This is a genomic window from Dokdonella fugitiva (assembly GCF_014138265.1).
GTDB classification, from domain to species: domain Bacteria; phylum Pseudomonadota; class Gammaproteobacteria; order Xanthomonadales; family Rhodanobacteraceae; genus Dokdonella_A; species Dokdonella_A fugitiva_A.
Genome location: NZ_JACGXL010000006.1, coordinates 1 through 18,879 on the forward strand (window position 1 = coordinate 1; position 18,879 = coordinate 18,879).

The 18,879-nt window shown below is 67.2% G+C and carries 23 protein-coding genes and 1 pseudogene; 13 read left to right on the plus strand and 11 right to left on the minus strand.

Annotated features, from left to right (window positions below):
* Positions 1-145: 145 nt before the first annotated feature.
* Positions 146-367: pseudogene (locus tag FHW12_RS16485) on the minus strand (IS110 family transposase); the annotation flags it as partial.
* Positions 368-530: 163 nt separating this feature from the next.
* On the opposite strand from FHW12_RS16485, the gene FHW12_RS16490 reads away from it, so the two are divergent.
* From FHW12_RS16490 to FHW12_RS16520, 7 genes are all read left to right on the plus strand, one after another.
* Positions 531-932 (plus strand): OsmC family protein, encoded by a 402-nt coding sequence (locus tag FHW12_RS16490; RefSeq protein ID WP_182532153.1) that lies wholly within the window; start codon positions 531-533, stop codon positions 930-932.
* Between the two features lie 107 nt (positions 933-1,039).
* Complete coding sequence (locus FHW12_RS16495) at positions 1,040-1,459, plus strand: hypothetical protein (protein ID WP_182532154.1); 420 nt, start codon at positions 1,040-1,042, stop codon at positions 1,457-1,459.
* A 71-nt stretch (positions 1,460-1,530) separates the two neighbouring features.
* Positions 1,531-1,977, plus strand: coding sequence for a hypothetical protein (locus tag FHW12_RS16500; RefSeq protein WP_182532155.1), 447 nt, complete (start codon positions 1,531-1,533; stop codon positions 1,975-1,977).
* 230 nt (positions 1,978-2,207) lie between these two features.
* Positions 2,208-2,636, plus strand: coding sequence for a hypothetical protein (locus FHW12_RS16505; RefSeq protein WP_182532156.1), 429 nt, complete (start codon positions 2,208-2,210; stop codon positions 2,634-2,636).
* Between the two features lie 56 nt (positions 2,637-2,692).
* Positions 2,693-3,145 (plus strand): PaaI family thioesterase, encoded by a 453-nt coding sequence (locus FHW12_RS16510; protein WP_182532157.1) that lies wholly within the window; start codon positions 2,693-2,695, stop codon positions 3,143-3,145.
* Between the two features lie 40 nt (positions 3,146-3,185).
* Positions 3,186-3,665: a hypothetical protein gene (locus FHW12_RS16515; RefSeq protein ID WP_182532158.1), complete on the plus strand. Its 480-nt coding sequence runs from the start codon at positions 3,186-3,188 to the stop codon at positions 3,663-3,665.
* 166 nt (positions 3,666-3,831) lie between these two features.
* Positions 3,832-4,188 carry a hypothetical protein gene (locus FHW12_RS16520; RefSeq protein WP_220484518.1) on the plus strand — a complete coding sequence of 119 codons (357 nt, stop codon included), beginning with the start codon at positions 3,832-3,834 and terminating at the stop codon, positions 4,186-4,188.
* Between the two features lie 146 nt (positions 4,189-4,334).
* On the opposite strand, the gene FHW12_RS16525 is transcribed toward FHW12_RS16520, so the two are convergent.
* Positions 4,335-5,270 (minus strand): CPBP family intramembrane glutamic endopeptidase, encoded by a 936-nt coding sequence (locus FHW12_RS16525; protein WP_182532159.1) that lies wholly within the window; start codon positions 5,268-5,270, stop codon positions 4,335-4,337.
* Positions 5,271-5,424: 154 nt separating this feature from the next.
* Here FHW12_RS16525 and FHW12_RS16530 point away from each other — a divergent pair, with 154 nt between their 5' ends.
* The 3 genes from FHW12_RS16530 (at position 5,425) to FHW12_RS16540 (ending at position 7,442) form a co-directional block, all read left to right on the plus strand.
* A complete protein-coding gene (locus FHW12_RS16530) occupies positions 5,425-6,294 on the plus strand; it encodes a LysR family transcriptional regulator (RefSeq protein ID WP_182532160.1) in 870 nt (289 codons plus the stop codon).
* Positions 6,295-6,625: 331 nt separating this feature from the next.
* Entirely contained in the window at positions 6,626-7,009 is a 384-nt protein-coding gene (locus tag FHW12_RS16535; protein ID WP_182532161.1) for a VOC family protein, read from the plus strand.
* A gap of 19 nt (positions 7,010-7,028) precedes the next feature.
* The gene (locus FHW12_RS16540) at positions 7,029-7,442 is read left to right on the plus strand and encodes a hypothetical protein (protein ID WP_182532162.1); all 414 of its coding nucleotides are present in this window, start codon (positions 7,029-7,031) and stop codon (positions 7,440-7,442) included.
* 164 nt (positions 7,443-7,606) lie between these two features.
* On the opposite strand, the gene FHW12_RS16545 is transcribed toward FHW12_RS16540, so the two are convergent.
* From FHW12_RS16545 to FHW12_RS16555, 3 genes are all read right to left on the minus strand, one after another.
* Complete coding sequence (locus tag FHW12_RS16545; protein ID WP_259393123.1) at positions 7,607-8,230, minus strand: DNA-3-methyladenine glycosylase I; 624 nt, start codon at positions 8,228-8,230, stop codon at positions 7,607-7,609.
* Between the two features lie 100 nt (positions 8,231-8,330).
* Complete coding sequence (locus FHW12_RS16550; RefSeq protein WP_182532163.1) at positions 8,331-9,119, minus strand: SDR family oxidoreductase; 789 nt, start codon at positions 9,117-9,119, stop codon at positions 8,331-8,333.
* A complete protein-coding gene (locus FHW12_RS16555) occupies positions 9,110-9,445 on the minus strand; it encodes a nuclear transport factor 2 family protein (RefSeq protein ID WP_182532164.1) in 336 nt (111 codons plus the stop codon). The genes FHW12_RS16550 and FHW12_RS16555 overlap by 10 nt, the downstream gene beginning before the upstream one ends.
* Before the next feature lie 97 nt (positions 9,446-9,542).
* Here FHW12_RS16555 and FHW12_RS16560 point away from each other — a divergent pair, with 97 nt between their 5' ends.
* The 3 genes from FHW12_RS16560 to FHW12_RS16570 all read left to right on the plus strand — a co-directional run bounded on the left by FHW12_RS16560 (position 9,543) and on the right by FHW12_RS16570 (position 11,574).
* Entirely contained in the window at positions 9,543-10,448 is a 906-nt protein-coding gene (locus FHW12_RS16560; protein ID WP_182532165.1) for a LysR family transcriptional regulator, read from the plus strand.
* A 308-nt stretch (positions 10,449-10,756) separates the two neighbouring features.
* Positions 10,757-11,212 (plus strand): SRPBCC family protein, encoded by a 456-nt coding sequence (locus FHW12_RS16565; protein ID WP_182532166.1) that lies wholly within the window; start codon positions 10,757-10,759, stop codon positions 11,210-11,212.
* Positions 11,213-11,298: 86 nt separating this feature from the next.
* Entirely contained in the window at positions 11,299-11,574 is a 276-nt protein-coding gene (locus tag FHW12_RS16570; RefSeq protein ID WP_131999817.1) for a DUF2277 domain-containing protein, read from the plus strand.
* 13 nt (positions 11,575-11,587) lie between these two features.
* On the opposite strand, the gene FHW12_RS16575 is transcribed toward FHW12_RS16570, so the two are convergent.
* The 6 genes from FHW12_RS16575 to FHW12_RS16600 all read right to left on the minus strand — a co-directional run bounded on the left by FHW12_RS16575 (position 11,588) and on the right by FHW12_RS16600 (position 18,740).
* Complete coding sequence (locus FHW12_RS16575; protein WP_182532167.1) at positions 11,588-11,980, minus strand: GFA family protein; 393 nt, start codon at positions 11,978-11,980, stop codon at positions 11,588-11,590.
* Positions 11,981-12,097: 117 nt separating this feature from the next.
* Positions 12,098-12,730 (minus strand): response regulator transcription factor, encoded by a 633-nt coding sequence (locus FHW12_RS16580; protein WP_182532168.1) that lies wholly within the window; start codon positions 12,728-12,730, stop codon positions 12,098-12,100.
* Entirely contained in the window at positions 12,727-13,515 is a 789-nt protein-coding gene (locus FHW12_RS16585; RefSeq protein WP_182532169.1) for a sensor histidine kinase, read from the minus strand. The genes FHW12_RS16580 and FHW12_RS16585 overlap by 4 nt, the downstream gene beginning before the upstream one ends.
* Entirely contained in the window at positions 13,505-16,873 is a 3,369-nt protein-coding gene (locus FHW12_RS16590; protein WP_182532170.1) for a serine/threonine-protein kinase, read from the minus strand. The genes FHW12_RS16585 and FHW12_RS16590 overlap by 11 nt, the downstream gene beginning before the upstream one ends.
* Positions 16,874-16,924: 51 nt before the next feature.
* Positions 16,925-17,821 (minus strand): FHA domain-containing protein, encoded by an 897-nt coding sequence (locus FHW12_RS16595; protein ID WP_182532171.1) that lies wholly within the window; start codon positions 17,819-17,821, stop codon positions 16,925-16,927.
* Positions 17,822-17,828: 7 nt separating this feature from the next.
* Positions 17,829-18,740: a DUF6689 family protein gene (locus tag FHW12_RS16600; protein WP_182532172.1), complete on the minus strand. Its 912-nt coding sequence runs from the start codon at positions 18,738-18,740 to the stop codon at positions 17,829-17,831.
* Positions 18,741-18,879: the final 139 nt, after the last annotated feature.

Here is an 18,879-nt window from a genome sequence, read left to right on the forward strand (position 1 = left end):
GATTGCACAGCGCGCTAGGCAACCGCTCACCCGAAGACTTCGCCGCGCAGGCGGTGTCTAATTAGACTGTCCGAGAAACCCGGGGTGGTCCAGAGCACCTTATTCGGGAGTCGACTCGGGATCGCGACGCGGCCGATGGGCGTTGCTGTCGCGCGAACCGGCGCGCCCAATAATGCGCCGAACCGCAGGCTTCCATCACGACGCGCAGCGGCGGGCGATTGTCGAGCACGCGTGCGAACTCGGTTCGGTTGACCCGCCGGCGCTCGACGATGCGTGCATCGGCATCGACGAAGGTAAGTTCGAACACGTCCTTGGCGAGGTCGATGGCGACGGTGGAAATGGCGACATTGTCCGGCGTAGCATGCATGGCGGACTCCGCTCGCGATCCCGTGTCCGGATCATCATGATCTGCCAGGCTCATCGAAGCCGTGTGGCGACACGAGCGTTGTCCGTTTGATCATCTAAGCCGACGCCGCTTCGCGGCGTGGCTTTGCTCGGGTGTCGGGCCGCCCATTTAAGGAAGATCGCGTATGGAAATCTCCGCGCACATCCGCAATCACGCGAATGGCCACGAGGTCCGTGTTGCCACGGCGGGCAACATTCAGCGCGTCGAGGTCGCCGCGAAGACCCATGGCCCGGGAAGCTCGGTGAACGGTGGTGAGCTCCTCATGGCCGCACTCGCCACCTGCTACTGCAACGATCTCTACCGCGAGGCTGCTCGCCTCGGAATTGAAATCAGCGGTTGCGAAGTTGTCGCCACCGCACACTTCAACGGCATCGGAGCCGGCGCCGAGTCGGTCAGCTATCGCGCCCGCGTGGATTCGACCGCAGCACCGGAGCAAATCGAACATTTGCTGGCGCAAACCGATCGCCTGGCTGAGGTCCACAACACGCTCAGGTCCGGCTGCGCTGTGGAACGGGTTGCTTGGTAACCGCCGTCGGCCTGACAATTCGTCCAAGCCGATGCCGCTTCGCGGCGCGGCTTACATCAGGCTTCAGCTGGACCCGACATTTCGTACGCACCCTGGGGAGAAATCGAGTGAACACACCGGCGTGGTTCAAGTTCGTCGCAGTCCTCGCATTGCTCTGGAATCTGCTCGGCTGCATTGCTTTCTTCTCTGACCTTAACCTTTCGCCAGAAGACCTCGCCAAGCTTCCCGAGGCGCAGCAAGCGCTTTACGCCGCCCGTCCTGGCTGGGCGGTCGCAGCTACCGCAATGGCGGTGTTCGGCGGAGCTCTGGGTTCCATGGGGCTCCTCCTGCGCAAGAAATGGGCGCTTCCTGTTTTTGTACTCTCCCTGCTCGGAATTATCGTCCAGGACATGGGTCTCTTCGTACTGGCAGACGGACTTAGTTTGGCGGGTCCTGTCGTTGTCGTCCTGCAATCGGTAGTGCTTGCCGTCGGCATCGGCCTCGTCTTGCTCAGCCGCAAGGGGATTGCACGCGGTTGGCTGTTGTAAGGCGGCCAGCGGACACCTCGTTCAAGCGGAAGCCGCTTCGCGGCTCGGCTTAATTCAGACGTTTAGCCGTCATGGCAGACACCACAGCTTTTGATGCAAAAACCCTGACCTACATTGCGTGTGTCGCATCCGTCTATGCATCGCTTACGTGGCTGCCGGTTATATGGCCCCTGGTTGTTACGCATCGGGAGCGAAAGCCTTTTCCTCGTCGCTGGCTGTTCGTTGCAACAGTCGCATCGCTATCCTATGGCGTTGTTTCCGCTTTCCTCGTTTTGTTAACCATCCCGCTCACCGCATACAGCTCCTACATCGCTCCTCAGCTCGCGATCGATGGGTTTCGCGGCACCGACTGGCTGGTTGAGGCAAATGGCTACGTCGTTGACTATTGGTGGCTAGCTCTCCCGATTGCGTTGGCACTGCTTGCGTTGGCGGTGACCCGCAAACTAAAACCCGCATGGGCGGTCATTTGCAGCGCAATGACGGCTAACAATTCATGTATGGTCTCCCCTTGCACGTGACCGAGTGAGTTCGCTTTGACAAGTGGTGCGGCTGCAGTCGTGTATTCGGTTTGGGGAGAGCAGCAGGTGCTCGTGTCATCTTGCTGCGCGGTCCGCACGCATTCGCCGGTCACTCGGTGATGCGGAAAGCGAGCATGCCGTGGCGGCGCCGGTACGGACAGACGCGCTGATGTTGCGGTATGTTGGGAGCCCTGCGGCAGCGGCCCTCCAGTTCAGGCATTGGTTCCCGAGTGGGCGAGATCGTCATTACCGAGAAAGAATCCCGCTACTCTCCGGAATCCGGGGCCGCGGACATTCGTCTGGATAACCAGATCGTGCTGCGATCGGCCGACGGCGCAAGGTCGATCATCGCAGTGGGCTCTTCCAGGCAATGGAACAGCAGTCGCCCGTTGCCGGCTGACGCGCAACGCGTCGATTTGCTGGAAGTGCTCGCTACCGATGCCCACCTTGCTGCGGAATTGTGGGGTTCCTTCCTCACCTGTCTCGTGTACACGGCGAGGCCTTCCCTGTGGAGGCGGCTGGCGTTCGCCTTCGCGCCGCGGCTCGCGACCATTCGCGTGCGCTTCGACATTCCGAACGCGGCTTCACGCGCAGCGTTGGTGAAGGTCATCGCCGAGGGGCGGTGCGGTCGCTGGCTGAAGCCATGCCGTGCGGACTGATGACCTGCGAGCCGAAAGCGCCTTGCGACCGGACTTGATCCGATGACCGACGCCGCATGAATCCTGCCGCCGACCACTCGCCCACGCTCGCGACGAAGAGCGACATCGCGAGCTTCCTCCTGCGTGAGTTTCCGCAGACGAAATGCACCGTCGTCGATGTCGGCCATCGCAGCGCGACCGTGCGCCACGCGATCGGCAGCGCGGAGTTGCGGCCCGGCGGAACGGTTTCGGGACCGGTGCTCGTGGCGGTCGCCGATGTGGCGCTGTACGTCGCGATCCTCGGCGAGATCGGCCTGGTCCCGCTCGCGGTCACCACGAGCCTCAGCATCAACTTCCTGCGCAAGCCGGCGGCGGACGCGGCGATTGTCGGCACCTGTCGCCTCATGAAGGTCGGGAAGTCGCTGATCGTCGGCGAGGTCGATCTGTACTCCGAAGGCCTCGAAGAACCGGTCGCCCATGCCGTCGGCACGTATTCGGTTCCGCCTCGCCCGGCATCCGACGCGGCGTAACCGTCACCGATCCGCAACGCTACGGAAGGCAGCCGCTGCGATGGAGCTCCGTGTTTCGGGACGATCGACGGGATTGGCGGCGGCGTCCGCGATCGACGAATTTTCCCTGCGCGACGGCACGATCCTCCATCGCGTTGGAACGGGCCTGGCGCGCGTGGCTGATCCTGCACTCCCGTTCGGGATACTCGCCCTGTATGTCGAGGCGCTCGATCACGGCACGCCGAACGCCGTCGCGATCCACTTGCGATCGCGGAAGAAGCTCCTGCGTGCGCACGACGGCGCGCTGCAGAAGCTGTACGAACTCACGATCGGCAACACCTACTACCCGCTCGACCGCGCGGCGCGCGACGAAGCCATCCATGCGGCGCTGTTGTCGATCGCCGACAGCCTCAACGCGGAATTCCGGTCGCCCGGGATGGTGGCGCTCACGCAGCAGATTCGGGATGGCGTCCAACTGCGCGAATCCCAGGCAAGGACCGGCCCGTGGAACTCCGCGATAACGACCATCGGACGGATGTAGCTAGGCTCGACCCGCGGCGTTACCATGCGGCAAGCCGTTCCTCTCGGCGATCTTGCCTGGCAGCATGCGCGCGACGCGATCCTCCTGGAAATGCCTGCCTCCCCCTGAGGCAACGGCGCCGCTCGGTTTCGACGCGGTCTTCACCGACGCGGAGGCGGAGCAGCTCATGCTCGGCCTCGTGCCGGAGCGGATGGAAGACAAGTGGTTCATCTATGGCGAGGACGGTTGGCTGCGGTTCCATCGCAGCTGGAGCGGCGCCTTGATCTATGCGCTGCGCCTCGACGGCTCGCCGGGTGGCGTGCGCGTCGCGGAATCGTGGGTCAATCGCGATCCGCAGCAGTACGCGGCCACCGACGTTGCCTACGATCGCGCGCTCGTGCGTTTCCTCATCGACGCGTTCCTGCTTCGCAAACCCGGCGTTCGTTTCCCGATGCCGCAGGACGCCGCGGGTGCCCCTGATGGGGTCGTCCAGCACGCGCGGGTCGGTCGCGCGTATCCGGAACGCGGCCCGGCCGATCGCTAGTTGGCTGGCCACGCGCTGCGTGGCCATGCCAGCCGATCGTGCCATGGACGTTGGCGACCTGGACGTCGTTCTGGTCGAGTTTGGACATGACGCGCGGCGACCCATGTTCGGTCAGTGATGCGGCGATGCCGCGTGCCGACGAGGCTTCAGGCAGGACGGGCTTCCGGTTGCGGTGGCTTCAGCGTATCGACACGCGGTGTCGCGCCGCCGATGAGACGATGCTTTCGCTGGGCCCAGTACAGCATGGCAGGGACGGTGACCGCGAGCATGACGATCGTGACGATGGAGCTTTCTGGACCGAACAAACCGCCTGTCAGCCAGACCGGGCCGCGATACTCGCCGACCATCGGTGCCATGCGACGCCAGTCTTCAATGCCTGACAAGGGTAATCCGGAGAGGATGATCGTGAAGTTCCACGCAGCGTGATTCGCTGCTGCGACCCAGAGGTTGCGCGAAAGCACGAACACGAGGGTCCACAGTGCGCCGGTCAGGGTTACCGACACGATCATCGTGACCAGTTCCTGCATGCTGGCGCGGCCCTCGATATTTTCGAGATGACCGAGCGCGAAAATCACGGATTGCACGCACAATGCCGGGACGGTGCCCCAGGCGCTTTCCAGGATGCGGAAAAGGATGCAACGGTAGGCGATTTCTTCCAGGGTTGCGGCAATCACGATCAGACCGGCGATGCCGAGCAGGCCGCGCTGCAGTCCATGGTAGGCAGTGATCTCATACGCACCGAGCGCAAGCACCACCAGCATCGAAATCGCCACCAGCAGGCCGCCGGATGCGCCACCGAGCATGATCGCGAGTGGCGCGGGGCGCAGTTCACTGGCATTGCGGGCTTCGACAATGCGGACGTAGGCCCAGTAGGCCAGCACGGCGAAGACGAAAATGCCGGTCCGCCGCAGCAGGCTCGTGACGGAGTCGTCGGGATGGAATATGGCCTGTAGTCCCGGCAGCAACAGCATGCGGACAAACAGCACGGCGCCGAACAGGGCGGCGAACGCCAAGATCAGTTTCTTGGCAACGGCTATCACGCGCCGGAAATGATGCAAGGTGAACTCCTGCGTCTGTCCCATGAATGACCGGGATATCGCGAGGCGAGATGGCCCGAGTCGCAACCCGTGTCACGCATTCTAGGTCAGTCGATAATGCACGCGCATGGGCATATCGGCATGACGCTCATGCATAATTGCATGAGAATAATCACACGGCCTCGGCAGCCGATTTCGCATGGAATGGAGCGATTTACGCATCTTCTTGGCCATTGCCCAGGAAGGAACGCTGGGGGCCGCCGCCCGGAAACTGGCGCAGACGCAGCCAACCATGGGGCGACGATTGCGCGTCCTGGAGGACGCGCTCGGACACACGCTTTTCCAGCGGACCAAGGACGGTTTCGTCCTGACCGACGAAGGTTCCACCCTGCTGGGTCATGCCGAACGCATGGAAGCGGAAGCGCTCGCCATCGAGCGTCGGCTTGCGGGGCAAACGCAGCAACTCGAAGGCCTGCTGCGAATCACCTCGTCGGATTGGTTCGGCGCACATGTCCTCACGCCGGTACTTGCGGAGTTTTCGGTCCTCCATCCCAAGGTCACGATCGAGTTGCTGACGGATGCGCGCTTCCTGAGCCTTTCCCGTCGCGAGGCCGATGTGGCGTTCCGCATCAGGCCGTTCGATGAGCCGGACGTCGTCTCGCGAAAGTTGTTGCACATGCGCTATCGCGCCTACCTGCGCCGGGGAATCGCCCATCCGATGGCGGGCGATGGCACCGGCAGTGCGTTGCTGGCGCTGGACTCCGCGTTCGCGGGCGTGCCCGACGACAGCTGGCTGCAAACGATGTTGCCGAAGGCGCGCACGGTTTTCCGCAGCAACAGCCGCGACGTGCAGGCCAGGATGTGCGCTCACGGTGTGGGTATCGCGGTACTGCCGATTCCATTGGCCGATGCCACCGCTGGCATCGAGCCGATCGACTTGGGCACCGAGCCGCCTGGTCGCGATACTTGGGTCGGCTATCACCGGGATCTGCGTCGACTGCCTCGCCTTCGGGCATTGCTCGAGCTCGTGATCGCGCGGCTTGCGAACGGATCATCGGGCCGGCAGTGAACCGCGCATGGCTGTTTTGGCTCGGCAGCAGTCATTCGCCGACCACGGGACCGATCATTGCGACCCGCGAGTTCGACACGGAGTACGCGTGCGTGCTCGTGCGCTTCCTCACCGACGCGTTCCTGCTCCGCAAGCCTGGCGTCCGCTTCCCGATGCCGCGGGGTGCCGCGGGTGCACTCGAGGGCATCGTCCAGCACGCGCTGGTCGGTCGCGCGTATCCGGAACGCGGCCCGGGCGATCGCTGGTGGGCGAGCCGCGCGCTGCATGGCGACGCGTGCGCTTCGATGCGTTCGATCGGCTACGATCGACGCACCACAGACTGGAGGTCGACATGCCGGGTCCCGCACGCGCAGGGCTTTTCGTGTACGCCAAGGATGCCGAGCGCCTCGCGACGTTCTACGCGTCGGTGGCCGACATGGTTCGCTTGCACGCGACCGATGAACTCATCGTGCTCGAATCCGCGGACATCCAGTTGCTCGTGCACCGGATTCCCGCCGCCATCGCCGCGGGCATCGAGATCACGTCGCCGCCGCAGCGACGCGAGGACACGGCGCTGAAGTTCTTCTTCACGGTGCCGAGCATCGAAACGGCGAAGGCGACGGCGACGCGCCTCGGCGGCGATGTGTCCGGCGAGCGATGGAACGGGCCGGGATTCGTCGTCTGCAATGCGTGCGATCCGGAGGGCAACATCTTCCAGGTCCGGGAAACGACCTGACGACGTCGGATCGATGCCTATGCGAACGCTGCTGTACCTGTCGAGTCTCTTCCTCGCGCTGCCCTCGATCGCACTCGCCGCGGCATTCCTCGTGCTCGGCACCGCGATCTCGGCGCACTCGCTGCTCGGCTTCCTCGGCGTGCTGCTCGAGACGGCGCTCTGGTTGCTGCCGTGGGGCCTGCTCGCGATCTTCGCTGCCTTCGTCGCGCTCGTGCTCGCGGGGTTTTCGATCCGCGTGCGCTGGTTCGCGAGTCTCCTCGTCGCCGCGCTCGCGATCGGCAGCAGCGCGACCGCGCTTGCGCTCATCACGTTGCACGGCAACGGGTCCCTCGGGCAGCTCGTATTCTTCATTCCGGCTGCGGTGTCCGCTGCGATTGCGCTCTGGCTTGCGGTTCGGGAAGGCCGTGCGTCGGTGACGGCCGCGGGCGCGTGACCGCGGGCCGACCTTGCGCGCTTAGCAAATAGAGTCCAGGTTCATTTTCAGAGCAACACGGATGGTCGTGGTTGCGCGCGTCAGCGCGTGGCGTGGTTGATTTGATCGATGGCTCCGTCATCGCCAGTCCGGGCGTTCCGGGCGTGATTGGAGTTCTGCCTTGACTATGGTGTCGTCGCAGCCATGCCGCGGGCTCTTTCGGAGTCGACGCGGCGTCGAAAGCACCGAAGTGAATGATCATTGACGATGCCGACCGCTTGCATCCAGGCGTAGGTAATGGTCGGTCCGACGAACGTGAAGCCGCGCCGCTTCAACGCCTTGGAGATTGTTTCGGACAGGGCCGTGCTTGCAACCCGGCTCTCGCCGTCACCAAGGATCGGCGCTCCACCCGTGAACGACCAGCAGAACGTCGAGAAGTCTTCGCCGCGATCGTGCATGTCGCAGTAGATTTGCGCGCCTCTGATGGTGGCTTCGATCTTGGCCCGCGCACGCACGATGCCGGGGTCCGCCATCAAGCGATCGACGTCCCGCTTGCCGAACGCGGCGATCTTGACCGGATCGAAACCCGCGAAGGCGGCTCGAAAGGCTTCGCGCTTGCGCAGGATGGTGATCCAGGCAAGCCCTGCCTGGAATCCCTCCAGCATCAGCATTTCCCACAGCATTCGAGCGTTTCGCTGCGGTACGCCCCATTCGGCATCGTGGTAGTCGCGCATCAGCGGGTCTCCCTGGGCCCAGCTGCAGCGCTCGCAGGATGAAGTGTCCGGCATCGTCGGCAATTCTCGTTTCATGGGCGCCCTCTCTCGCGTCGAGGTTCCGTCAGGGCTTGCTGGTCCGCCGGAGCGGGTCGGTCCCGGCGCCCGCGCTGCCGCGAACGCCGGAAGGCAGCGATCAGACCGTCCTGATGGTCCCGCCATCGATGACGAACTCGGCGCCGTGGATCGCCGCCGCACGATCAGAGGCGAGGTAGGCGATCAGGTCGGCTACCTCTTCGGGCTCGGCTCCTCGCCCGATCGCGATCCCGCCCAAGGCATCGAGCACGGACTGACGCGCGTCCTCGATCGTGCCGCCATTGGCCGCCCGAAGCCGCTCGAGAAAGTCTCCGGTCGCCTCCGTCATGATCCAGCCGGGTGAAACGGAGTTGACCCGCACACCCTTGGGACCGAGCTCCTTCGAAAGCGACTTGCTGTATGTCCTGAGCGCGGCCTTGGCGGCGGCGTAGCCCGTTGTGGACTCGGGCAGCGGCAGGACCGACTGGATCGACGTGACGTGCACCACGGTGCCGTCGCCTCGCTCGAGCATTTGCGGGATCAACAGGCGGTCGAGGCGCACCGTGGCGAGCAGATTGAGGTTCAGCTCGGCGAGCCAATGGTCGTCCGTCAGTGCGGCGAAGCCACCCGCCGGGGAAGACGAGCCACCGACGACATGGGCAAGGATGTCGATGCCACCGAGCTGCTCGAGCGCTGCGTTGGCAAGGGCTTCACCGCCCTCCGCGGTCGTCAGGTCCGCCCGGACATAGTCGACGCCCGCTATGGGATCACGGATCGTGCGGGCGGCGGTGACGACGCGTGCTCCTCCGGCGAGGAAACGCTCGACCGTGGCCCGGCCGAGCCCCTTGGTGCCGCCACTGACGAGCACGCGCTTGCCGGCGAACTCGGTCGGATCTGCCTTCAGGCCCATACCTTCGCCTCCAGGGTCTCGATGGCACCCTCCACGATCGTGAAACGGTAGGTGAAACGGATCGGGCTGCCAGGGAACTCACCATGAGCCGGACCTTCGAGCACCACGTCGCCATCGTCTTCCCGAACCGTATCGGGCTCGAAGATCGCCTTGACCGCGATCACCTCTTCCTCGAGCAGCCGGCGGATTTCACCCAGCCCCATGAAACGCTTGCCATTGTCTGTAAAGACGGCGTCGGGCCGAAAATGCTTCACCATGCCCTCGAGATCGAGACGGGCGTTTGCTTCGATGTAGCCGGCAATCGGCTTGGGCAACTCCAATGACATGGTCATCTCCTCGTTGGTTCACGAGGCCAATCTAGCGGCTAAACTTCTTCCCGATAATCGAGATAAACCGGGACGGGGTGTTACGGATGCCGCAACAATGACCCGCCATTCGCTGGCCGAGCTCGAGGCGGTTTTGGCCATTGTCAGATGCGGTTCGTTCCGGGCAGCAGCGCTCGATCTCGGGATGTCGACCACGGCGATCAGCAACGCGGTGGCCAAACTCGAACGAGAGCTCGCCGTGCGGTTGTTCAACCGCACCACACGCAGCGTTTCGCTCACCTACGCAGGGCGCGTCTTCGTCGCACAGATCGAGCCAGCGCTCGAGGGTATCCAGACCGCGATGGATACCGCTCGCTCTCAGCAGGAGATGCCGTCCGGCACCTTGCGCATCAACACCTTTGCGACGGCGGCGCGCGAGATCATGGCGCCGCTGGTCCTGAGATATCTACAGCGCTATCCGCGGGTTCATATCGACATCGTCACCGAGGGGCGACTTGTCGATGTCGTTGCGGCGGGTTTCGATCTGGGAGTGCGCAGCGCGGACCTCGTACCCAGCGACGCGATTGCGATACCGTTGAGCCAGACGCGACGGATAGCGGTTGCGGCGTCCCCCGCCTTCTTCGAAGGTAGAGCTGTCCCCCAGCGTCCGCAGGAACTGTCCGCCTATCCCTGTGTTCGCGGGCGGCTTCCGAACGGCGCATTGCTTCGATGGCGGTTCGAGAAAGGCGGCGAAGAACTGCAGCTCGACGTCGAAGGACCCCTCACCCTGGACGAACCCTCCCTGGCGCGGATCGCGGTGATGAACGGCGTAGGCGTCGGCTATTTCATGGAGGCCGATGTACGCGACGACATCGCGGCGGGACGGCTCGTGCGCATTCTCGAAGACTGGACTCCGCCGCTTTCGCCGCTGTGCCTCTATTATTCCAATCGACGCAATGCTTCCGCTGCCTTCCAAGCCTTCATCGCGCTAGCACGCGACGTCGCTGCCGGACGGCTCGCTTAGGCCGGACATCTTCCACTGCGACAAATCCATCGCCACCAAGTCGCAGCTGATCCATCGCGGAGCGGAAGGTCGACCGACGTGCGAACGGTGCTTTGCCTCGATCGGGAGCAGCGCAATCGCGCCTACGCTCATTACGCTGCACGGCGCCGGGGAGCCGGTTGCCCATGCCGTCGGAACGAATTCGGAGCCGCCTCCGCGCCGGGAATCCGACGCGTCGTAACCCCGATGCATACGCCACGGATCGTGCGCGAGGCCACGCCGGTGCGCTGCTACCATTCGTCGCAGTGCCCATCCCATGGGAGATCGCCGTGATCGTCGAAGCGCGGACCACCATCAGCGGCGCGAAGTCGGCGATCTGGGCGACGATCACCGACATCGCGAACGCTGCGAGCATCATTCGTGGAATCGAGCGCATCGAGATCGTCGGGACGCCGGATCAGGGCCTCGTCGGGCTGAAGTGGCGCGAGACGCGAATGCTGTTCGGCAAACCGGTGGCCGTCGAGAAGTGGATCACGCAAGCCGTCGAGAACGAGTTCTACGAGACGCGTGCGGAAAGCGACGGGTTCGTGTTCGTGACCACGATGCGCCTGTCGCAAGCGGACGATGGCGTCACCTTGACGAGTTCGCACGATTCGCGACCGCAGGGCTTCGTCGCGACGCTGCAGGCGATCCCGATGAAACTGTTGTTCAAGGGCGTGATCCGCAAGGCGATCCTCGAGGACCTGAGGGACATCAAGGCGACGGTCGAGCACGGCGCGGCCTGACCCTCGATCGGATTGCGCTAACATCAGGAAGGTCCGAGGCGGCGTGCGTCGGCGTCGTCCTCGCGTGACGAGCGCAGGAGGCTTCCATGTGCAGGAACATCAAGACGCTGTACAACTTCGATCCGCCGGCGACGGAGGACGAGATCCGCGCGTCCGCGCTGCAGTTCGTGCGCAAGCTGAGCGGGTTCAATACGCCGTCCAAGGCGAACGAAGCGGTGTTCAACGCTGCGGTCGAGCAGGTCAGCGCGGCGGCCACCACGCTCATCAACTCGCTGTTCACCCTGAGCACGCCGAGGAATCGCGAGATCGAGCGCGCCAAGCTCGTGATCGCCTCGGCGAAGCGGTTCGGACGCTCGGAGTGACGCTGGCGCGGGCCTAGCCCTCGAAGCGGTCCGTCGATTCGCGATCACGCTCGTAGTGCCGCGCGAGCGGGAACGGCGGCAGCCACGACTCGCGGCGGATCGTCCACAGTTCGTAGGTCGGCATGAACTGGTCGATGGCGTCCAGCGACCCGAGGCTCACTTCGATTTCGTCCGCGCTGCGTCCAAACACCGAGGAACCGCAGCGCACGCAGAAATGCCGGCCCGCGTATGAGCGCGTTTCGCCTTCGACGCTGACGGCGGCCTCGGTAAATATCGCGGACGCATGGAACAGCGCGCCGTGGTGCTTGCGGCAATCGAGGCAATGACACAGGCCGACGCGATACGGCCGACCCGTCGCGACGAGCCGGACGTCGCCGCACAAGCAACCACCCGTGAACCGGTCCATGGGCATCTCCTCTGAGTCGAGCGGAAGGATTGTGCCGCGCACGACGCCCGATCGACAGGCGTGGTCCTCGTCGTCGCGAGCGCACGGCGCAGCAGGCCGTGCACGCCTGCGATCGCCTCAGTCGACGATCCGCTTGCGCACCGCGTAGCGCACGAGCTCGGCGCTGTTGCGCACGCCGAGCTTGGCGAGCACGCGGCTGCGGCGGTTCTCGGCCGCCTTCGCGCTGATGCCGAGCTTGTTGGCGATCTCCTTGATCGTGAGGCCGTCGACGACGAGGTGCAGCACTTCGCGCTCGCGGTCGGACAGGGCACCGTACGGATCTTCGGGTTGCGGGTGCTTGAGCTGGCTGGCGAGGATCTTCGTCGCGTAAGGGCCGAAGTAGACGCCGCCGGCGGCGATCGTGCGGATCGCGTTGAGCAGTTCGTGCGTCGCGGTGTTCTTGACGAGGTAGCCCGACGCGCCCGCGCGCACCATCTGCACGGCGTACTCGTCCTCCTCGTGCATGGTCAGCACGAGCACCTTGGTGCGCGGCAATTCCTCGGTCAGCCGGCGCACGACGTCGATGCCGGACAGGCGCGGCATCGAGATGTCGATGACGGCGATGTCGGGCTGCAGTGCGAGCGCTTGTTCGACGGCGCTGATGCCGTCGCCGGCTTCGCCGACGACGACGCAGTCGCCGCTCTCGCGCAGCATCGCGACGAGGCATTCGCGCAACACGGTGTGATCATCGGCAATCAACAGGCGGATCATGGGCTCGCTCCCGGGGAGGCATCCGATAGCGGGAAGGACACCGACATGCCGAAACCGGCACCCGGCGTGGATTCGAACTGCAGGGAACCACCGAACAGGCGCGCACGATCGCGCATGCCGCCGAGGCCGCTGCTGCCGCCGTGGCGGCCGCGCGCGAGGGCGGCTTCGACGTCGCAGCCGCTGCCGTCGTCGCGCACGCGCAAGCTGGCGCGCTCGCCGCGACCGTCGAACGCGATCGCCACGTGGCGCGCCGACGCGTGCTTGGCGGTGTTGGCGAGCGCTTCCTGCACGAGGCGGAACACCAGCGTCGAGCGGTCGGCGTCGATGCCCGCGGGCGGCGCATGGTAGTCGAGATGCGTGTCGATGCCGTGCGTCTCGGAGAACGAGCGCGCGAGCCAGCGCAGCGCGGGCTCGAGGCCGAGGTCGTCGAGGATCTGCGGGCGCAGCAGGCGCGACAGCGCGCGCGTGTCCTGCAGGGTCGTGTCGCCGATCGCCTGCGCGTGGACGAGTTCGTCGCGTGCGTGGCGGCAGCGCGGGTCGTCCGGCAACGCCGCGAGCGCTTCCTTGATCAGGTGCAGCATCGCGGTGAGGTTGTGGCCGACGCCGTCGTGCAACTCGCGCGCGAAGCGGCTGCGTTCTTCCTCCTGCACGCGCCAGACCGAACGCGCGATCCGCTGGAAGGACGCCTGGCCCTGGCGCAGCCGTTCGGTCAGCGCCTGGTGGGCCTGCAGCAGCTCGGCGAGCTGCGCGCGCATCTCGGTCGGCGAGGGCGGGTCAACGGGCATCGCCGCCTTCCTCGCGCAAGCGCCGCTGCAGGCGCTGTTCCAGGTTCGCGCGCGCGGCCTCGGGCGCGTCACCGAGCAGCTCCGCGCGTGCGGCCGCGGCTGCAGTCGTCGCCGCGGTGGCCTCGGCCGCATCGGGCGCGAAGGCGCGCGCGCCGAGCGCGTGGATGAAGTAGGCGTCGGCCGCGCGACCGGTGTCCTTGAGCAGCGGCAGCGCTTCGCGGTAGCGGCGCGCGGCGCGGGTGCGGTCGCCGGCCTGCAACGCGGAGGCGATCTCGAGTTCGAGCCAGGCGAGCCGCGTCGGCACTTCGGCGAGTTGCGCGGCGTCGGCGCGCAACGCCGCGAGCGACGCGTCCGCACGCGTCGGCTTGCCGGGCGTCGCGAACGCGAGCCGCACGCGCTGCAGGCGTATCTCGACGGCGACCTTGCCGCTGTGCGCCTCGTTCGCCGCGGTCGCCGCATCGTCGAGTTTCGCCGCGGCCGCGACGAAGTCGCCGCGCGACTGCAGCTGCGCCGCGGCGACGAGCAGCCGCATCGCGCGCTGGTCGGCGTTGGCGTGCTCGGCCGGCACCTTCGCGAGCGCGGCGTCGGTGGCTGCATCGTCGCCGAGCACGCTCGACAGGCGCGCCTGCAGCAGGGTCGCTTCGATCTGCATGCGCTGGTCGGACCGGCGTGCGGCGAGCTGTTCCGCGCGCTGCGCGTGCGCGAGCCCGTCGGCCCAGCGGCCTTCGGCCAGCGCGAGTTCGCCGAGGTCGAGGTGCGCGGCAGACGCTTCCTCGCCGAGCTGGCGATCCTCGGCGTCGCGCAGGGTCTTCTGCAGGCGTTCGCGCGCCGCGGCGAAATGCCCGCGCGCGATGTCGAGCAGGCCGATGCTCTGCTCGACGCGCAGCAGGCCGTTGTTGTCGTCGAGCTGGCGATACAACGCTTCCGCTTGCTGCCAGTACACGAGCGCATTGTCGAACTGGCCGAGGCGGAACGAGCTGAAGCCGACGTTGTTGAGGCTCTCGGCGACCTGGTCGGGCAGGTCGAGCTGCTGGCGCAGCGCGAGGGCCTCGCGGTAGGCCGCGAGCGCGGCCGCGTCGTCGCCGCGTTCCTCGGCGATCACGCCGCGGTCGTTGGCGAGGTCGGCCAGGCTCGCGCGATCACCGAGTCGTTCGAGCATGCCCTTGACGCGATCGAGCGTGCGCTCGGCGGCCTCGCGCTCGCCGCGCTCCGCCTGCACGATCGCGAGGTTGCGCAAGGTCTTGCTCAGGCCGAGCGTGTCGCCGAGCCGCTCGCGCGTCGCCGCGGCGCGCGTGTACTGCTCGGCCGCGGCGTCGAGCTGGCCGAGCCGCTCGTAGCCGATGCCGAGCGCGTTGCGCACCTCGGCCTCGGCGGCCGCGTCGCGCGAGCGCGTGTCGAGCACGAGCGCGTGCACGAGGTATTCGTCGACGGCGGGCTGCGCTTCACCCTGCTGGATCGAGGTGCGGCCGAGCAGGAACCACGCGCGCGCGTCCTGGTCGTCCTCCTTGACGTAGCGGTGCAGCTGCGCGAGTGCGCCGACGCCGTCGCCATCGGCCACGCGCGTTTCCGCGTCGAGCAGCGCGAGCGGCGGATCGTGCGGGAACGCCTGCAGCGACGCGTCGAGCAGCGCTCGCGCCTTCGCCGCGTCGTCGAGCGCGCGCACGCGCAGCTCACGACCGAGCGCGCTGTCGTCGTGGTCGAAGTGCTGCAGTACGGCGGCGCGCGTGTTCTCCGCCGGCAGCTCCTGTTGCGCCTCCGACTGCGCGTCGAGCAGCGCGCGCGCGACGAGGGCACTCGCCGGATCCTGCGCGGCGAGCGGGGCGAGCGCGGTCGCCGCCGGCGCGGGCTCGTGGCGATCGAGGGCAGCCAGCGCACCGCCGTACGCGACGAGCGCGTCGGCCGACAGCGGCGGCGCCGCGCCGGCGTGCAGCTTCGATGCCGCGAGCCACTTCGTGGTCGCGTCGCGATACGCCGTGAACAGCGCCGCCGCGTTCGCGCCGTGCACGTCGACGACCGCTTCGCCCAGCGGCGAGGACGGATCGCCCGACCAGAGCTGCAGGCGCAGCGCTTGCCCGTCGCGCGCGAGCGTGCCGTGCACGAGGCGCGTCGCGTTCGCCGCGCCGGCGACGTCGGCGAGTCGGCGCAGCAGCACGTCGCGCGGCTGGTCCGGCGCGACGCGCGCGAGCGCGTCGAGCACGCGCCGGCGCGGGATCGACGCGGCGCCCGCATCGTTGCGCAGCCACGTCGCGAGGTGTTCGTCGAGTCCGCGCGCGGCCGCGGCGAGTTCGGCGTCGCCTGTGGGTGCGAACAGCGGCAGCACGGCGACGCGCGGCACGACGGGTGCGACCGTCGCGGGCGGTGCGAGCGTGGTCCACGGATGGCGCCAGAGCCAGGAGCCTGCAGCCGTGCACGCGAGCAGCGCGAGTGCGCCGGCGAGCAGCGCGCGCCGGTCGAGCGGCGGTCGCGGCACGCGCTTCGCTTCGAGAGCGCGCAGCGCGTCGCGCGCGGACGCGAAGCGATGGGCGGGATTGACCTTGAGCAGGCGCTCGCTGAACGCGTGCAGCCAGCCGGGCAGGTCGGGCCGCGCCTTGGCCAGCGACGGCGGCGGGCGCAGCAGGCGCTGCACGACCGCTTCCGCGGGCGTGCCGCCGGAGAACGGCAGCTCGCCGGCGAGCATCTCGTAGAAGATGAGGCCGACCGCGTAGAGGTCGCTGCGCGCGTCGATCGGCGCGCCGCGCGCCTGTTCCGGCGAGAGGTATTCCGGCGTGCCGACGATCATGCCGGTCTGCGTCATGCCGGTCGCGCCGAGGATGCGCGCGACGCCGAAGTCGGTGATGTAGGCGTGGTCGCCGTCGCCGAGCAGCACGTTGGCGGGCTTGAGGTCGCGGTGCACGACGCCGCGCTGGTGCGCCGCGCCGAGACCCTCGAGCAGGCCGCGCACGATCGCGACCGCCGCGTCCGGCGCGAGCTTGCGCACGCGGTCGAGGCGGTGCTCGAGCGATTCGCCGGCGATGAAGTCCATGCTGATGAACCAGCGGCCTTCGTGCTCGGCGATGTCGTGGATGCGCACCACGTGCGGGCTCGACACCTGGCGCGCGAGCAGCAGTTCCTGGCGGAAGTTGCCGAACGCCTCGGGCCGGCGCGCGAGGTCGGGACGCAGCAGCTTGAGGGCGACGTCGATGTCGAGCGAAAGGTCGTGCGCGCGGTAGACGACACCCATGCCGCCGATGCCGATCATCGCGTCGATGCGGAAGCGGCCGCCGAGCACGTCACCGACGCGCAGCTCGCTCGCGGCGAAAAAGCCGGTGAGCGTCGCGGTCGCGTCGCTGGGCGAGTCCTCGTTCAGGCCGGCATTCACGCGCCCACGATAGCGCGGAAGCCGCGCGGCGCACAGGGACGAACGCTATTTCTACGCAGGCATCCTGCGCAGCTCTTCCCACAGCGGCGCTTCGCCGTCCGGCAGCGCGTCGATGAGGCCGGAAATGCGGTCGCGCAGGCGCGCCGCTTCCAGCGCGGTCGCGGCGGCGCCGGCGACGTTCTCGACCAGTTCGAGGTCGAGTTCGGTGACCGGCGGCCCCGGCGTGCGGCTGTCGGCGTAGATCACGCCGGTGGCGCCGTCCTGCATGAGCAGGGGCGTGCAGATCACCGCGCGGATGCCGCCGAGGCGCACGCTCGGGCGCTGCGCGAGCCAAGGTGAATCGGAGGTGTCGCAGCAGACTACCGACTTGCGGGTCGCGAGCGTGCGTTCGACCGCCGAGGCGCTGCCGGCGAAGCGGTCGCCGGAGAAATCCGCCTTGCGCAGCGCACGGCTGGCGTGCACGCGCAGTGCCTGGCCCGCGTCGGCGTACAGCACGAAGCCGCGGTCGAGCCCGGACAGCTGCAGCACCATGTCGAGCATCTGCGGGATCAGCGTGCTCATGCCGACGTCCGGCTGCTGCAGCTGCGCCGACAGCGCGCGCGATACTTCGCGCCGGCTGAGGCCGACCGAACGATGCGCGGCGGCCGCGGCGTCGTCGATGCGCTCGAACGAACACTGCACGTCGCCGATCGAGAACCACGTCGACGCGTCGAGCTCGGCGCTGCGCACCATGTGGCCGTTCACGCGCAGCCCGTTCTTGCTGCCGGTGTCGGACAGCAGCCAGGCCTCGCCGCGCCATTCGAGTTCGGCGTGGAAGCGCGACACCGACGCATGTTCGATGCGCAGCTCGCACATGCTCGCGCGACCGACGCGATAGGTCGTGCCTTCCTCGATCACGCGCACCAGCGCGGCGCCGTCGGGCGGGTAGGCGGTCAGGCGTGCCGGCATGGAGCGGTCACGAACCGCCGGCGCAGCGCAGCAGGCTGAAGCGCAGGGTGCGTGCGAGGCTGGACAGTTCGCCCGCGTCGTTGACGACGTCGTGCTGGCCGCGCCAGAGGTTGGCGATGTCGATGCCCGCGTGCGCCTCGACGTCGGCGATGAAGTCGTCGAGCGGCGGGATCGCGTTGGTGCAGCCGAGCACCGGGTCGAGCACGGCGGTGCCGATCGCGGCGATCACGTTGGTCAGCAGTGCGGTCAGTTCGCCGCGCAGCAGGTTGCCGAGGATCGCTGCGGTCAGGCGCAAGGTGAGCGCGGTCGACTTCGGCAGGATCACGACGAGCACCGCCCCGACCTGGGTGTTCGCGTCGTAGCCGACGATGAACTGCGAGAACGCGCCGCCGCGCCCGCGCGCGCGCGCGCTGCCCTTGAGCACGTCCTCGGTGACGTCGGCGAACATGCCGCCGATCGGTGCCTTGAGCAGCCGGTACGGACTGTTCGGCGTATAGGCGAGGCGATGGGTGTGGATTTCGAGGTCGTAGGTGTTGTGGAACGACAGCACGCCGGTGCCGTCCTCGAACGGCTCGAAGCCGCTCGTGAACAGTTCCGGCGTGCCCGGCGGCTCGATCGTCACGAGCATCGGGAACGCCGGGTCGATGCTCAGGCCGGCGGGCAGCGGACCGGGCGGGTGGGCCGGATCGAACAGTTCCGCGCTGAGGTTGAGGCTCTGCGGACTCAGGTTCATCGGCGCGTCGAAGACGATCGTGACTTCGGCGTCGTACGAGGTGCCGAGCGAGTCCTGCAGCAGGATCGTCGCGTGCGCGGTGTTGCCGATGACTTCGACGTCGACCTGCGCGCTCGCCGCGCGCGCGCCGAGCAGCGACGCCAACAGCAGCGCGCATGCGGGGAGGCGGAGCGATCGCGTTTTCATCTGACCCCCTGGAACCCGTGCTCGAGCAGAGCGTTGAGGTTCATGCACCCGAGTCTAGCGCGTAACCCGCGTCGCGCTCACCGCCCGGCCGGCGCGAGGGATTGTCCCCGTCGGGACGAGGGGGATTCCCTTGCGCGAC

What these genes read in the sequence shown, in the direction of transcription:
- FHW12_RS16490 (WP_182532153.1), top strand. Translation starts at nt 531, where the DNA reads ATGGAAATCTCCGCGCACATCCGCAATCACGCGAATGGCCACGAGGTC.
- FHW12_RS16500 (WP_182532155.1), top strand. Translation starts at nt 1,531, where the DNA reads ATGGCAGACACCACAGCTTTTGATGCAAAAACCCTGACCTACATTGCG.
- FHW12_RS16510 (WP_182532157.1), top strand. Translation starts at nt 2,693, where the DNA reads ATGAATCCTGCCGCCGACCACTCGCCCACGCTCGCGACGAAGAGCGAC.
- FHW12_RS16515 (WP_182532158.1), top strand. Translation starts at nt 3,186, where the DNA reads ATGGAGCTCCGTGTTTCGGGACGATCGACGGGATTGGCGGCGGCGTCC.
- FHW12_RS16520 (WP_220484518.1), top strand. Translation starts at nt 3,832, where the DNA reads ATGCTCGGCCTCGTGCCGGAGCGGATGGAAGACAAGTGGTTCATCTAT.
- FHW12_RS16525 (WP_182532159.1), bottom strand. Translation starts at nt 5,270, where the DNA reads ATGGGACAGACGCAGGAGTTCACCTTGCATCATTTCCGGCGCGTGATA.
- FHW12_RS16530 (WP_182532160.1), top strand. Translation starts at nt 5,425, where the DNA reads ATGGAATGGAGCGATTTACGCATCTTCTTGGCCATTGCCCAGGAAGGA.
- FHW12_RS16535 (WP_182532161.1), top strand. Translation starts at nt 6,626, where the DNA reads ATGCCGGGTCCCGCACGCGCAGGGCTTTTCGTGTACGCCAAGGATGCC.
- FHW12_RS16540 (WP_182532162.1), top strand. Translation starts at nt 7,029, where the DNA reads ATGCGAACGCTGCTGTACCTGTCGAGTCTCTTCCTCGCGCTGCCCTCG.
- FHW12_RS16545 (WP_259393123.1), bottom strand. Translation starts at nt 8,230, where the DNA reads ATGAAACGAGAATTGCCGACGATGCCGGACACTTCATCCTGCGAGCGC.
- FHW12_RS16550 (WP_182532163.1), bottom strand. Translation starts at nt 9,119, where the DNA reads ATGGGCCTGAAGGCAGATCCGACCGAGTTCGCCGGCAAGCGCGTGCTC.
- FHW12_RS16555 (WP_182532164.1), bottom strand. Translation starts at nt 9,445, where the DNA reads ATGTCATTGGAGTTGCCCAAGCCGATTGCCGGCTACATCGAAGCAAAC.
- FHW12_RS16560 (WP_182532165.1), top strand. Translation starts at nt 9,543, where the DNA reads ATGACCCGCCATTCGCTGGCCGAGCTCGAGGCGGTTTTGGCCATTGTC.
- FHW12_RS16570 (WP_131999817.1), top strand. Translation starts at nt 11,299, where the DNA reads ATGTGCAGGAACATCAAGACGCTGTACAACTTCGATCCGCCGGCGACG.
- FHW12_RS16575 (WP_182532167.1), bottom strand. Translation starts at nt 11,980, where the DNA reads ATGGACCGGTTCACGGGTGGTTGCTTGTGCGGCGACGTCCGGCTCGTC.
- FHW12_RS16580 (WP_182532168.1), bottom strand. Translation starts at nt 12,730, where the DNA reads ATGATCCGCCTGTTGATTGCCGATGATCACACCGTGTTGCGCGAATGC.
- FHW12_RS16585 (WP_182532169.1), bottom strand. Translation starts at nt 13,515, where the DNA reads ATGCCCGTTGACCCGCCCTCGCCGACCGAGATGCGCGCGCAGCTCGCC.
- FHW12_RS16595 (WP_182532171.1), bottom strand. Translation starts at nt 17,821, where the DNA reads ATGCCGGCACGCCTGACCGCCTACCCGCCCGACGGCGCCGCGCTGGTG.
- FHW12_RS16600 (WP_182532172.1), bottom strand. Translation starts at nt 18,740, where the DNA reads ATGAAAACGCGATCGCTCCGCCTCCCCGCATGCGCGCTGCTGTTGGCG.